The sequence below is a fragment of the Oceanobacillus manasiensis genome (assembly GCF_000724085.1).
GTDB lineage: Bacteria > Bacillota > Bacilli > Bacillales > Amphibacillaceae > Oceanobacillus_B > Oceanobacillus_B manasiensis.
The window spans coordinates 469593-482966 of sequence record NZ_CCDL010000002.1 but is presented as its reverse complement, the minus strand read 5'-3'; the positions used below and the strand labels follow the sequence as shown (position 1 = coordinate 482966).

At 37.8% G+C, this 13374-nt stretch carries 14 protein-coding genes and 1 other RNA gene; 4 read left to right on the top strand and 11 right to left on the bottom strand.

The window, feature by feature from the left end:
* The first annotated feature begins 209 nt into the window (after positions 1-209).
* Both BN985_RS11660 and BN985_RS11655 read left to right on the top strand, forming a co-directional pair.
* Positions 210-410: a cold-shock protein gene (locus BN985_RS11660; RefSeq protein WP_036572880.1), complete on the top strand. Its 201-nt coding sequence runs from the start codon at positions 210-212 to the stop codon at positions 408-410.
* Between the two features lie 149 nt (positions 411-559).
* Positions 560-1243, top strand: coding sequence for a queuosine precursor transporter (locus tag BN985_RS11655; protein WP_042223629.1), 684 nt, complete (start codon positions 560-562; stop codon positions 1241-1243).
* Positions 1244-1255: 12 nt separating this feature from the next.
* Here BN985_RS11655 and BN985_RS11650 read toward each other — a convergent pair whose 3' ends face one another.
* The 11 genes from BN985_RS11650 to BN985_RS11600 form a co-directional block, all read right to left on the bottom strand.
* Entirely contained in the window at positions 1256-1765 is a 510-nt protein-coding gene (locus tag BN985_RS11650) for an isoprenylcysteine carboxylmethyltransferase family protein (protein WP_042223628.1), read from the bottom strand.
* Positions 1766-1886: 121 nt separating this feature from the next.
* Entirely contained in the window at positions 1887-2426 is a 540-nt protein-coding gene (locus BN985_RS11645; RefSeq protein ID WP_042223627.1) for an isoprenylcysteine carboxyl methyltransferase family protein, read from the bottom strand.
* Complete coding sequence (locus tag BN985_RS11640; protein WP_042223626.1) at positions 2426-3511, bottom strand: type III polyketide synthase; 1086 nt, start codon at positions 3509-3511, stop codon at positions 2426-2428. Before BN985_RS11640 ends, BN985_RS11645 begins: the two co-directional genes overlap by 1 nt.
* A gap of 25 nt (positions 3512-3536) precedes the next feature.
* On the bottom strand, positions 3537-5036 hold the full coding sequence (locus BN985_RS11635; protein WP_042223625.1) for a carboxypeptidase M32: 1500 nt from the start codon (positions 5034-5036) through the stop codon (positions 3537-3539).
* Complete coding sequence (locus BN985_RS11630; RefSeq protein WP_042223624.1) at positions 5037-6176, bottom strand: THUMP domain-containing class I SAM-dependent RNA methyltransferase; 1140 nt, start codon at positions 6174-6176, stop codon at positions 5037-5039.
* A gap of 207 nt (positions 6177-6383) precedes the next feature.
* Positions 6384-6761: RNase P RNA component class B (gene rnpB, locus BN985_RS11625), an RNA gene on the bottom strand.
* A 59-nt stretch (positions 6762-6820) separates the two neighbouring features.
* Positions 6821-7135 (bottom strand): cell division regulator GpsB, encoded by a 315-nt coding sequence (gpsB, locus tag BN985_RS11620; protein ID WP_042224080.1) that lies wholly within the window; start codon positions 7133-7135, stop codon positions 6821-6823.
* A gap of 205 nt (positions 7136-7340) precedes the next feature.
* Complete coding sequence (locus BN985_RS11615) at positions 7341-7739, bottom strand: cytidine deaminase (RefSeq protein ID WP_042223623.1); 399 nt, start codon at positions 7737-7739, stop codon at positions 7341-7343.
* Between the two features lie 54 nt (positions 7740-7793).
* Positions 7794-8150 (bottom strand): DUF1798 family protein, encoded by a 357-nt coding sequence (locus BN985_RS11610; RefSeq protein WP_042223622.1) that lies wholly within the window; start codon positions 8148-8150, stop codon positions 7794-7796.
* A 77-nt stretch (positions 8151-8227) separates the two neighbouring features.
* A complete protein-coding gene (locus tag BN985_RS11605; protein WP_042223621.1) occupies positions 8228-8437 on the bottom strand; it encodes a hypothetical protein in 210 nt (69 codons plus the stop codon).
* Positions 8438-8876: 439 nt separating this feature from the next.
* Entirely contained in the window at positions 8877-9839 is a 963-nt protein-coding gene (locus tag BN985_RS11600; RefSeq protein WP_042223620.1) for a DUF2515 family protein, read from the bottom strand.
* A 120-nt stretch (positions 9840-9959) separates the two neighbouring features.
* On the opposite strand from BN985_RS11600, the gene recU reads away from it, so the two are divergent.
* On the top strand, positions 9960-10556 hold the full coding sequence (gene recU / locus BN985_RS11595) for a Holliday junction resolvase RecU (RefSeq protein WP_042223619.1): 597 nt from the start codon (positions 9960-9962) through the stop codon (positions 10554-10556).
* A 17-nt stretch (positions 10557-10573) separates the two neighbouring features.
* Positions 10574-13366 (top strand): PBP1A family penicillin-binding protein, encoded by a 2793-nt coding sequence (locus BN985_RS11590; RefSeq protein ID WP_042223618.1) that lies wholly within the window; start codon positions 10574-10576, stop codon positions 13364-13366.
* Positions 13367-13374: the final 8 nt, after the last annotated feature.

Below are 13374 nucleotides of genomic sequence, written 5' to 3'. Positions count from 1 at the left end.
CTTCTTGACTGACAAGTCTATATAAGCTATATTAGGTACAAGCAAAGAAGATGTATGGATCCTTAATGACACAGGCAGCTTCTATAGAAGTGGATGTAACGTGATCCTACTCCTCTATAGATGCTGCCTTTATTTATGTTCCATAATTCTACTTTGTATTAACACGTTTCATTATTGTAAGCGTGAAAGTTTCTAGGAGGATTATATTCATGGAAAACGGTGTAGTAAAATGGTTTAACGCAGAAAAAGGCTATGGCTTCATCCAATTAGAAGAAGGAAATGATGTATTCGTACATTATTCTGCAATTCAAGAGGAAGGCTTCAAATCATTAGAAGAAGGACAAGAAGTTTCTTTTGAAATAGTTGAAGGCGAACGTGGCCCACAAGCTGCTAATGTAACAAAAAAATAAGTGTACTGTATATAGAAGCGGTAATCTGTAAAAGGATTACCGCTTTTTCTGTTTCTGTATCTATTTCGCACATAAAACGGAAAATATGCTATAATAATACTTTCGCGGTTCGCAAACTCCCGCGTTATCAAAACTAAGGAGGCATTTTTATGTCAAATGAATTTATATGGATTTTGTTTGCAATTATTAATTTCTCTCTTTTACTCTTGTTTTATCGACTATTTGGTAAAACAGGTTTATTTGTGTGGATTGGAATGTCAACTGTCGTCGCAAATATGCAAGTACTCAAGACTGTCGAACTACTTGGTTTGACAGCAACCTTGGGAAATATCATGTATGGAACAGCATATCTAGCAACCGACATTCTCAACGAAAAGTATGGGAAAAAGGAAGCAAAGAAAGCGGTATGGATAGGTTTTGCTACCTTAATAACTATGACGGTTGTCATGCAGTTCTCCCTCTCCTTTCAACCAGCTGGTGATGACATTGCACATGGTTCACTTGCTACGATTTTTGGGTTGGTAGTGCGTGTCGCTGCCGGAAGCCTTGCAGCATATATTGTTAGTCAATATTTCGATGTATGGATATATGACAAGCTAAGGAAGTTATTTCCATCTGATCGGCAGCTTTGGATTAGAAATAATGGTAGTACAGTAATAAGTCAATTGCTGGATTCCGTCGTGTTCTGTACAATAGCTTTTTATGGTCAATTTCCATTGTCCGTATGGCTTGAGATTCTCTTAACGACGTATGTTATTAAATTTATTGTTGCAGTAATAGATACTCCATTTATGTATATCGCAAAAAGAATGAATAACGAAAAAGCCAGCTAATGCTGGCTTTTTTTATGCATTCGTATATACTTTGCTTCCCCCGCTTTGGGTAGCTTTGAAATAGAACATATATAAAAGCGGAAAAACACATGCTGTAATATACGCTCCAAAAAAGAGGGGAATAAAAGCAATTTCAAATAACGTAATAAGATACTCTGGTTCTTTCACATATTTATATGGTCCTTGTTTAAACAACCGTACCCGCGGTAATGTGATTTTCTTTGCATTCCAGAACATTCCTGCAGATCGAATACACCACCATTTCGCACAAAGAACAATAACACAGCAAACAAAAAAGAAAACGTGGAATGACATTGCTGTTTGCTTAATAAATAATATTTCAACCATGATAGCTCCAAAACTTAAATATTGGACAAATAGTAAGCCGAGGTAATGCTTATCAATGGAGCTTCTCCCTCCTTTCTCTAAAAGCCACCGCTCATTCCTGCTAGAAATTTGAGTGGCAGCAATCCTTTCGACCACTAATCCAAGTATCGCAAACCACATCCAAGGTACGAACACGAAAACCCTCTCCTCTACTCTACTTTTCGGTTTAGTATGAGCAATCATTTCGTAAATTATGAGATCATGATAGAAGCATATTCAATTAATATTTTCGATTAATATAAAAAGAACAGCTAGCTTAACGCTGACTGCTCCATGAGTTAGATACCGTCGTCTCCCGGAGTACTCGCTCTTCTGCTGGTATACGGATCAAGAGCAGGAGAATGTGCAAGATAGGGAAAACAATGCTAGTAATATAAGCTTCGTACATAAGTGGAATAATAAAGAGCTCTATCCCAACTACTACATAATTAGGATGAGCAATGTATTTATATGGTCCTGTTTTAATCAGTGGGTAGTTTGGAGAAACAATAATCTTCGTATTCCAAAACTTCCCAAGCGACGTAATACACCAAACCCGAAACACTTGCGTTAGAATGAAGAGGGTAACTAGTATGAACGCAGGGTTATGTACTACTTCCTGTTTAATAAAAACTTCCAATAGTAAAGATATAAAGAAGAGAGTGTGCACAATGATAAACCATTTATAATGTTCTTTTCCTCGTTCTATTCCCCCATGGGCTTTAAGCCATCGCTCATTCCGCTTCGCTATATAAACCTCAAGCAATCGTTGGATAATTAAGAAGATAAACAATCCCCATAATAGGCCTGGTAACATCATGTCCACTCCAACAAAAGTAATTCTGAACTGAAACCAGGTCCAAGAGCAGAGAGTACACTTCTTGCTTTCGAAGGGTTTTGTTCTCTCATCGCTTCACCTAAAACATATATAACAGTAGCTGAAGACATATTCCCATGGTTTCTTAAGACACTATAAGAGTGATTCAGTTTCTTCTTTGACGTTTTTAGAACATTCTCCATCGCTTCTAACACCTTTTTACCACCTGGATGGGCGATGTAGTTATGTATACTGCTCTCTTCTAAATCAGTTTTTTTAAAAAATGATTGACAATGCTCACGCCAGAAAGTTTCAACCAAGGATGGAATGCTCTTAGAAAAGACAACCTCAAGTCCTTGATCTGTTACATTCCACCCCATTACATCCGTGCTGTTCTTTTTCGTTTTAGAGCTTGTTTGCAATATTTTTGCGGGGTTAAGCTTGAGATTGCTTTTATAAGGTGAGTTTTCGCCAATTAATAAGGCCGCAGCTGTTCCGTCACCAAATAACGCACTACCTATAATATTACTTTTTTTAAGATCACTTTTTTGAAAAGTTAAGCTACATAGCTCACAGCAAACCACAAGCGCTGTCTTATCTGGATTAGCTGTGATCCAATCATGGGCACGTGCTAAAGCTATAGCCCCTCCAGCACATCCTAAGCCCCATAATGGCATTCGTATAATATCACTACGAAATTCTCTTTGATTAAATAGGTACGTGTCAATAGAAGGTGTCGCTATACCAGTGCTAGAAACAAATAATAACATATCAATTGCCGAGTGAGGAATATCACTCTCTAAAAACACTTCGTTTGTAAGGCATTGATCAATTGCCTCAAGAGAAGTGGTCACTGCATGCTCTTTGTAAAGATCGTTTCGTTCCTGGAAGCTATGCTCTGTGCGAAACCAATCTTTTTCAACAACAAATTGCCTTCTTTTAACCTCGGCGTTTTGAAACACGGGTAACAATTTTGTGATATGCCTACTAGAGTCAAGAAAAATATCTTGTACCAGCTCTGTAATTTCCTCCTGAGTAATAGTATTGGTTGGAACACCTATTCCTGTTGAACAAATATATGTCATAGCGCACCTTCTAATAAATTTTGTATTAAAACTGATATATACCGCTATATTTCTTTGTTAAATAGTCGACCAGGTACTTTGCATTTAAAGATTCACCTGTAACATCGTTAACAATTTCTAATGGTTTTTTCATCTTACCAAATTGGTGAACATGTTTCGTAAACCACTCTCGAATTTGTTGAAAATCTCCTGAAGCAATCAAGTTGTTTACATTCATTTCCTTATTCAACGTATGATTAAATTGTGCTGCATACATGTAACCTAAAGCATAGGATGGAAAATAACCAAAATCTCCTCCAGACCAATGAATGTCTTGTAATACACCCTCTTTATCTGTTGGTGGTATTATCCCTAAATAGTCTTTCATCTTTTCATTCCACAGACCTGGTAAGTCTTTCACCTGTATATCATTATTCATTAGTGCTTTTTCAAGCTCATAGCGTACCATAATATGAAGTGGATAAGTTAACTCATCTGCTTCTATTCTAATATATGATGGTTTCACTTCATTAACAGCCCGATAGAATTGATCTAATGGTACAGTTTGAAAGCCATCCGGTGCATAGTTTTTAAATAGATCATAGTGGCTCTTCCAAAATGATTCACTTCTCCCTATAAAGTTTTCCCAAAATAAGGATTGTGATTCATGAATGCCCATGGAAGTTCCAGTTGCCAATGGTGTATTTGCTAAATTAGGGTTAATATTTTGTTCGTAAAGCGCATGGCCACCTTCATGGATCGTACCGAAAACTGCCATACGAAAATCCTCTACATCATATCGAGTTGTAACACGTACATCGTTCATATTTAAGGAAATAGCAAAAGGGTGAATAGTTTCATCTAATCTCCCTGAACTGAAATCATAGCCCATTCTTTCCAAAATATCTAACGTAAATGCTTCCTGTTTCGCTTTTGGAAAATGTCCTTTAAGTGCTTGAGGATCTGGCTTTACACTGCTATGCTTTATTTTTTCCAATAATCCTGTTAGCGAGTTTCGTAACGAAGGGAACACCTGATCTAATGTTTCCGTTGTAACACCTGGTTCATAATTATGTAGCAGAGCATCATATATATTTTTCTCATAACCCCAATAATTCGCGAACTTTTTGTTGTGTTCTACTAATTCTTCTAAGTATGGCTGAAAAAGGGAAAAATCTGACTTTTCCCTTGCTTCTTGCCAAACTGCTTCAGATTTTGACTGCAACATGACATACTCTTTGTATTCATCATGTGGTATTTTACGGTTACGCTCATAATTTTGTTCACATTCTTCGACTGTTTTTCGAATAATTTCATCTTTTGTATTATCCTTAAGTACGTCAATGAAATACTTCATTTTTTCAGAAGTCTCTAACTGATGTAACTTCTCAGCTAGAAAACCTACTACCTCTGAGCGTTGTTCTACACCTTTTCTGGGAATCTTGGTTCTCATGTCCCAATGTGCAAGAGATATAGCTTCTTTGTATGCACTTTGTTCTTTTAATAGTTCCTTAAAGTCCTTTTCAATTAAGTACGTATTTTCCAATTACTTCTCCCCCTTGTTCTTCTTTCCAAAGTATTGGTAATAGTCTGTTTTAATAAAACCGTTGAACAGCTTCCTTTTTTTAGTAGCAGCTAGTCCGTACTGTTTTTCAAATTGTTCAAAAGCAGTTAGGATATAAACACTCCAGCTCGGATGGTCTTGCATAACAGACCCAAAGTCTTTATAGATTTTTGCAACAGCATCTTTATCACTAAGCCGTTGGCCGTATGGTGGATTGCCTATAATATAACCGTTTTCTTTTTTTATAGTTAGGTCCTTTACTTGCATTTGTTTCCATGAGATTAAATCACCAAAACCTGCTTCCATTGCATTATCCGCAGAAATTCGGATTAATTTATGATCAATATCAGAGCCTGTTATATCTAATTTTTGATCATAGTTAGCCTTATCTTCCGCTTCTTCAAAAGCCTTTTCCCAATACTTCGACTTAATTAAGGACCAACCTTCTGAAGCAAACTCTCTATTAAAACCTGGAGCTATGTTTTGACCAATCATAGCTGCTTCAATCGGGATGGTACCTGAACCACAGAATGGATCAATTAATGGGTTCTCGGGTTTCCAATTTGTTAATAGTACTAGTGCTGCTGCCATCGTTTCCTTAAGCGGTGCCTCTCCCTGGCCAACTCTGTACCCTCTTTTATGGAGACCTACACCAGATGTATCAATGGTTAACATTGCTTCATCCTTTAGTAGGGAAACTTCAACCTTGTAAAGAGCCCCCGTCTCTGGCATTTTAGATGCAACACCATGTTTAAGCTTAAGTCGTTCAGCAATTGCCTTTTTAGTTATCGCCTGACAGTCTGGAACGCTAAATAATTTTGATTGAACTGATTTCCCTGATACCGGAAACTGTCCTTCTTCAGAAATATAGTATTCCCATGGCAAGGCTTTTGTCGCTTCAAATAATTCATCAAACGTGGAGGCCTTAAATCTTCCTATAAGTAATCGGACCCTATCAGCTGTTCTAAGCCATAGGTTACACCGTGGAATAGCGGAAACCGGGGCTTCAAAAATGACACGGCCATTCTCTACTTGCACCTCATACCCCAGGCTTTTTACTTCATTCGCAACAATTGATTCAAGTCCCATTGCTGCCGTTGCAATTAATGTAACATTCTGCATGTAATGTATCCTTTCATATCTCGAAATTAATTCTTTTATAGTTTATCACAATCGTTTGTAAAAGATGAATTCATATCTATTACGTGAAACTGCTTTCTTCGGCATGGTGTCCTTGTCGAAGGATTTCAAGTGAGCCAAATAAAAAACCTTGCTAACAGTTTTTTCTGTAAGCAAGGTTTCATTTGTTTTATGATGGACCCATAAATACTCGATAAGCCATGTTCTGTATCCAACGTACTACAAACGGTGGTCAGCCTTGTACATTGGTTGTAATCATCTATCTACAAGTATATAACTTGTCCCTACTTCGGTTCATTTCCCTACTGAAGGATGCCCCTACCAAAATTTGGGTTGCTCACTCGTGGGGTTTACCTCGTTCCACCTGAACAGTTTCCTATTCAGCTACGTCACTGTGGCACTTTCAAGGTATGTATCCCATATCCGAAGACTTAGGAATACGACCTGCCGTTAACCATGATGGTTACCTTGACTTATGAATTCGTCAAGCACGAACACTACAAACATCTCAGTTTGTGTGAGCATGGACTTTCCTCTGCATGTAGCATGCAGCGATTACATGAGTATTTATATTCAGTTCTAACATTATACCATTAATTTGTTATTTCGACAAGAAATACTTTTATTTAACCTTCGTTCTCCGTATCAGCAAACTTTTTCCCAAATACGGCTTTTTCGAGGTTTGATAATCTCTTTAATACATCATAATTCATTTGTGGAGCTGGTTGAGCAGATCTGGTTCTAGTATGATCGGAACTTGTTTTCTTTAGTCGTTCATTTTCTTGTTGAAGGCGATCAATTTCTTGTTTCAATAAATCATAATCTTGAATAATCTTATCTAGGAACTCGTCCACTTCTTCTTGATTATACCCTCGCATCCCCGTCTTGAATTCTTTTTCAAGTATGTCTTTCCCACTAAATTGAACTTGATTTAAACTCAATTTCATCACCTCATCCTATTTACATGCTTGTTTTATAATCAAAACACAAACTTATTGTCAATGTAAAGTCTATTTATCCGAAACTTATTTTATACATCTAAAAACAAATTAATTGTTTCGTGTCTTTATGGTACCAGTTTACCACTAAAAAAGGAACCTGAAAAATCAGCCCCCTCCTTTAAGTAGTTTATTTAAGTGATGACATTTACTTATCCATATCAGCTTGTTGGAATGAGAATGGAAGTAGTTCTTCCATCGTTACAGTTTTAACCATTTTCTCATTATTCGTCAAGTGGATAACCATCTCACTATCAAAAAATTCACTCATTACCTGTCTACATGATCCACACGGAGGTACTGGTCGCTTCATGTCTGCTGCAACAGCCATCTCTGCGAAATCTCTTTCTCCTTCTGAAATAGCTTTAAATATAGCAACCCTTTCAGCACAACATGTAACAGGATATGCAGCATTTTCAATGTTACAACCCGTATATAGTTTGCCAGATTTAGTTAACAAGGCAGCACCTACCGGAAAAGAAGAATAAGGGATATACGCTTTTTCTCTCATCTGTAATGCTTCTTCAATCAATTGATCTTTTGTCATATTGTAGCCCCCTGTGATAAGTTCTAATATATGTAAAACGGTACAGAAATTTAACTATGACTGACTTAGTTCATGATGAATTTGGTCCAATACATATAGGATAGATTTGTATAGTTCCATATACCGTTTACGTCTCGCATCAATATAGTAGCTATGCATAAGTAATAATTCCATATTTTCTCTAGTGGAAGAAACCTGGTGCGGGTGTACTTGTACTTCCCTATTCTTCACAGCATGTAATGCATGTTCCTCCCACTTGTTAAGAAGTTCATAAATAGGTTTTGTTTCCTCTTTAACTAGAATGAAAAATTCTCTATCTTTTTTATTCTCAGGTGGTTCACTTTGTTCAAATTTGTCTCTCAATGATGTTAGATATTGTTGTAATCTTTCTGTCTGTTTAAGTAATTCCATATTAAAAAACCGCCTTTTAGCTTCATAACTCTTCATCAATACTTTATCATCTATTTAGATAAATTGCACCTGCCACTTTACCTAAACGCTCCTCTAATGGATGAACGGCTATAACTGATTGCAAGCTGCTGTGTTTCAAAGTCTTCGCAAATTGACCGATCTACACGTGTTGTTATTCTTTGATCCATCCTTCTAACTTGGTCAGCAAGACCCTGTAACTTTATTTCCACAATTTTCTTTTCTACTCCGTTAAATTTATTGTCAACGTACTTAATCGCTAGGCCCATCTAAACACACCTCTCTCCTTTGGTATTTGTATTATTCGCTCTTAAACTAAAGTGTCCTGCCTGTTCGACAAAACTAGAAAGAAGGTAACAAAACAAGTGAAATTACTTATCTTTTAGCGATAATGAGACAAACTAAGATGCAAAGGAGGGATAAAGATGAATAAGAAAAAGCAAAAGCAAAAAGCAGAAAGTGAAAAATCACACTCCCTTAAAACGGGGGATAAAAAGCTGCAAGGTCCTAACCGTCCTTCCACATAAAGTGAAACTTCAATCAGTGGGGGTTTTCTTTCATCCCCCACTGATTGTTAGTTGAACGAATCGGGGTGTTAGCGTCCGTTGACTCCCACTCAAAACTACGGTTTCCCTTCATGCTTTGAAGTGGGAGTCTTACGGACGGTGGCTCTGGGATAAACACCATTAAACCCGACTGGGAGAATTCTTACCAGTCGGGTTTAATTGCATACTTCATATAATAATAGCCATATAATAAATCTCGTTTTCTGTAATACGTTTTCTTCATATCCTCTAAAGCAGTAACTTTTGGTTCATGCCACCATTTAGATGGCACACCCCCTATCTTCCACCAATCTTCCCGAATATTATCTTGATGTTTAATAACTGGGTAGAGTACACGTAGGATGGGAGCATGCGAATAATGGGAATCAAAAAAGGTTTCATAATCTTTACGTGAACCAGTATGTTCCTGGGTTTTAGCAAATAACAAGAATTTATCATAGACATTCGGGGTATAGAGTATATTAGCTAGTTGGACTCCTAGCCTGATCCGTTTTGTTATATTTGTGAATCCCTGAACTGATGCTCCATATATTTCTGTATTACTAGTTGGCAATAATACAGCATTCAAACGTAAAAAATTCTGCATCATGTATGGAAGTTGTTTAAAAACATGATACTGAAAGTACGTATGTTTCACCACAGGTCCCTGGATAACATTTTGTTCATTTATAATAAGGGAAAGCATAAGCCTATTTTGTTCCTGCCTTTTCCAAAATAGCTTCCATTGGTTCACCATAAATTTAGATACATGTAACCATTTCAGTAAATGAAACATTGGTTTTCCTATTTGTTTTGAGAGTTTATAAACTAACAACTGAGGAAATGCATCTGAGAATATTAGCCAATTTGCTCTCTCATATGTCATGAATAACTGGTTTCTCTCTTCTCTCCCCAACATTTTTTTAAAAGGTGGTAAATGGAGATCGGTCATATTCCAGCCAGCATTTCTAGAAACCATGCTCGCCAGGAATGCCCACTTAATCTCTGGGCAATCCATATAAAAGTTCAAGTAGGCCTTTGTCCGTGTTATATTGTCTTTATTATGCTTATTTGTAGTGTTTATTATATAATGGATATATGAATCCAACGATTCTTTTCCATACATGGATGATCCTGCTTTCGTTTTCTTTATTTTGTCTCTTTCTCATCCAAATGATGCATTTTAAAGTTATCATTTTCGCTTATATTTGATATGATACTGTAATATGCAAGGAGGATATTATCAATGAACTACCCCAATGGAAAAAAAGGGACGTCAGGAAAAGCTGCCCCAGACAGGCGTGGTGCAGCGAACCAAGCTTTTAGTAACAGAGGAATGACACTAGAAGAAGATATTAATGATACCAACCGTTATTACCTTGATATGAACATGGCAATTATCCATAAGAAACCTACACCTTTACAAATTGTAAAAGTGAATTACCCAAAAAGGAGTGCTGCTGTAATAACAGAAGCATATTTCAAACAGGCTTCAACCACTGATTATAATGGAGTGTACAGAAATAAATATATAGATTTTGAAGCAAAGGAAACGAAAAACAAAACCTTATTTCCATTAGCTAATATTCATAACCATCAGGTAGCTCATATGCGTTCCGTTGTGGAGCATGGTGGTATTTGCTTCTTATTGATCCGATTTACTGTATATCAACAAACATATTTGTTACCAGCAGAGAAACTTTTCAAGCACTGGGACGACAAATTAAAAGGCGGAAGAAAGTCAATTAGTTATGAACAGATATGTCAGGAGGGCTATATTATCCCCTTCCAATACAAGGCAAGAATTGATTATTTAGCTATCATAGATAAGCTTTATTATTAGAGACGGAGGAATGAGTTATGGCCAACAATAGCCAATCTCGTACAGCTAGAAGAAAACAAAAAAAAGCGAAGAAAAAACCAGTTTGGAAAAAAACCCTACTTATATTGCTACTTATTTTTGTCATAATGGGACTAGGAGCAGGAGCAACAGCTGCTTATTGGATTGCTACGGCTCCTGATCTTGATGAATCAAAACTTTCCGATCCACTGGCATCACAAGTTTTAGATATGAATGGTGAAGTTTTTGCAACTTTAGGAGATGAGAAAAGAACAAAAGTTAGTTACGACGACTTACCAAAGGTGCTCGTGGATGCCGTTACAGCCACAGAGGATGCCCGATTTTTTGAGCATTCCGGTATTGATTTGCGCCGTATCGGCGGAGCAGTTCTAGCTAACTTTAAAAATGGATTTGGATCAGAGGGCGCAAGTACCATTACCCAACAGGTCGTAGAAAAATCCTTTTTATCAGCTGAAAAGAAAGTCAGTTTAAAGGTTCAAGAACAATGGCTTGCTTTGAAATTAGAACGTGAATACTCCAAAGAGGAAATAATGGAAATGTATTTAAATAAAATTTTCTACGGTAGTAATGCATATGGAGTAGCAAGAGCAGCTGAAGTATATTTTGGTAAGAAAGATTTGAGTGAGCTTACCCTTCCAGAAGCTGCTATATTAGCAGGTCTTCCGCAAAGACCAACTGCTTATAATCCTTATGAAAGTCCTGAATTAACGAAAGAACGAATGAACACAGTGCTTACTCTCATGGTACGCCATGGAAAGATTTCCCAAGAAGAAGCGGATGAAGCAAGAGAAGTGGATATCCCATCCATGCTAGTAGGAGTAAGCGAAAATTCTATTCCTTATAAGGACTTTCTAAAACAAGTACAGCGTGAAGTGGAGCAAAAAGTAGATGGTGCAGATATTTACTCAGATGGTTTAAAAATTCATACAACCATTGATACAAGTATCCAAGACCATGTGGAGTTCTTACTTACAGATAGTGAAGAAAACCCTATCCCCTATCCTGATGATGAAATGCAAGCTGGAATGACAGTGTTAGACACAAAAAATGGTGCGATTCGAGCAATCGGTGGTAGCAGGAATGGAGATGGTACTGGTTACAACTTTGCTATACAAGGTGGTCAACAGCCTGGTTCGACCATGAAACCACTTGTTGCTTACGGTCCAGCGATCGAATACAATAAAATGTCCACCTACCATCAAATAAACGATGATAAACCATTTGATTATGGCGGTAGTAATCCAATTAGAAACTGGAACCGAAGCTATGCAGGTTGGATGAGTGCAAGACATGCACTAAATCAATCTCTTAACGTTCCTGCTGTTAAAACATTAGAAGAAGTTGGATATAAGAAAGCACAAGGTTTTGCGGAGGGTCTAGGCATTGAGTTCGCTAATGATCCTATCGTGGTAGGTGACGCCATTGGAGGAAGCAAAACAAATGTAACACCGTTACAAATGGCTGGAGCTTACCGAGCTTTTGGAAATGAAGGATTATATAACGATCCATATGCTGTTACCAGTGTGGAATTTCCGGATGGCAGAACGGTTGAAATAAAACCGGAAGCTGAAGCCGTAATGGCAGATTACACTGCCTACATGATTACGGATATGTTAAAAACGGTAATTACAGACGGAACTGGTACTGCTGCTAATGTACCTGGAGTACCAGTTGCAGGAAAAACCGGTACAACAAGTTTACCTGATGAGTCAGGGAGTCCCGACTCCTGGTTTACTGGCTACTCAACGAATTACACTATTTCTGTCTGGACTGGTGGTTATACAAACGAGGAAGGTAATCGATCGGCCATTCCAGATGGGCAAACGAGAATACCGCATGCCCTATTCAGTAATACGATGGCAGAGATATCGAAGAATGTTGATAATAGTGATTTTGTGAAACCAAATTCTGTTGTGGAGGCGAAAGTAGAAAAAGGCTCCCGCCCTGCAGCAAAACCTAGTGAATACACCCCTTCATCACAAATTGTGACAGAGCTATTTGTAAAGGGTACAGAACCAGATGATACATCGGAGAAATTTGATGAACTTGATGCTGTAAGTGGGTTGTCTGCAAGTTACAATGAAGGTAATAACTCAATAGAAGTTTCATGGAACTATGATGAAGAAGCTGATGTCTCCTTTGAAGTTAGTGCACAGGTAGATGACGGGCAAATGCAAAGTCTTTCTACCACAGAAGATACCTCTATGGAAATATCAGAAGTAGAGCCAGGTACGACCTATACAATTCAGGTAGTAGCAGCGAGTAACGATGAAGATATGCGAAGTGAAGCTGCTACAACTTCGGTTACTATCCCTGGAGATGGTGACGAAGAAGAAGAAGAAGGAAATATTCCACCTGTAAGTGGTTTATCTGCTCAATACAATGAAGATAATGGTGTCATTGATGTCTCGTGGAATTATAATGGCCCACCCGCAGCCTTTAAAGTTACGGTTAATAATCAATCACAAACAGTTGAGGCAAACGGTATTGAGATTGGTGGTGCAACCCCAGGCCAAACTTATGACATCGTTGTAACACCTATTGGCCAAAATGGTGCAAACGAAGGCGTTGAGGGAGAATCCCAATCAACAAGCGTTACTGTACCACAGGAAGAAGATGGCGGTAATAATGACGAGGGTAACGATGAAGATAGTGGCGGCGAAGAAAACGAGGGCCAAGGGTCAGATGATGAGGATGACGACACCCCGGATAATGACGAAGATGGAGATGGTACCGATGACCAAAGCGAGGACGGTGATACTGGTTCTGATGATGGGGACAACGAAGAATAGAATTGAAT

What these genes read in the sequence shown, in the direction of transcription:
- BN985_RS11630 (WP_042223624.1), bottom strand. Translation starts at nt 6,176, where the DNA reads ATGCAGAATGTTACATTAATTGCAACGGCAGCAATGGGACTTGAATCA.
- BN985_RS11615 (WP_042223623.1), bottom strand. Translation starts at nt 7,739, where the DNA reads ATGACAAAAGATCAATTGATTGAAGAAGCATTACAGATGAGAGAAAAA.
- recU (WP_042223619.1), top strand. Translation starts at nt 9,960, where the DNA reads ATGAACTACCCCAATGGAAAAAAAGGGACGTCAGGAAAAGCTGCCCCA.
- BN985_RS11605 (WP_042223621.1), bottom strand. Translation starts at nt 8,437, where the DNA reads ATGGGCCTAGCGATTAAGTACGTTGACAATAAATTTAACGGAGTAGAA.
- BN985_RS11610 (WP_042223622.1), bottom strand. Translation starts at nt 8,150, where the DNA reads ATGGAATTACTTAAACAGACAGAAAGATTACAACAATATCTAACATCA.
- BN985_RS11660 (WP_036572880.1), top strand. Translation starts at nt 210, where the DNA reads ATGGAAAACGGTGTAGTAAAATGGTTTAACGCAGAAAAAGGCTATGGC.
- BN985_RS11645 (WP_042223627.1), bottom strand. Translation starts at nt 2,426, where the DNA reads ATGTTACCAGGCCTATTATGGGGATTGTTTATCTTCTTAATTATCCAA.
- BN985_RS11640 (WP_042223626.1), bottom strand. Translation starts at nt 3,511, where the DNA reads ATGACATATATTTGTTCAACAGGAATAGGTGTTCCAACCAATACTATT.
- BN985_RS11600 (WP_042223620.1), bottom strand. Translation starts at nt 9,839, where the DNA reads ATGTATGGAAAAGAATCGTTGGATTCATATATCCATTATATAATAAAC.
- BN985_RS11655 (WP_042223629.1), top strand. Translation starts at nt 560, where the DNA reads ATGTCAAATGAATTTATATGGATTTTGTTTGCAATTATTAATTTCTCT.
- BN985_RS11590 (WP_042223618.1), top strand. Translation starts at nt 10,574, where the DNA reads ATGGCCAACAATAGCCAATCTCGTACAGCTAGAAGAAAACAAAAAAAA.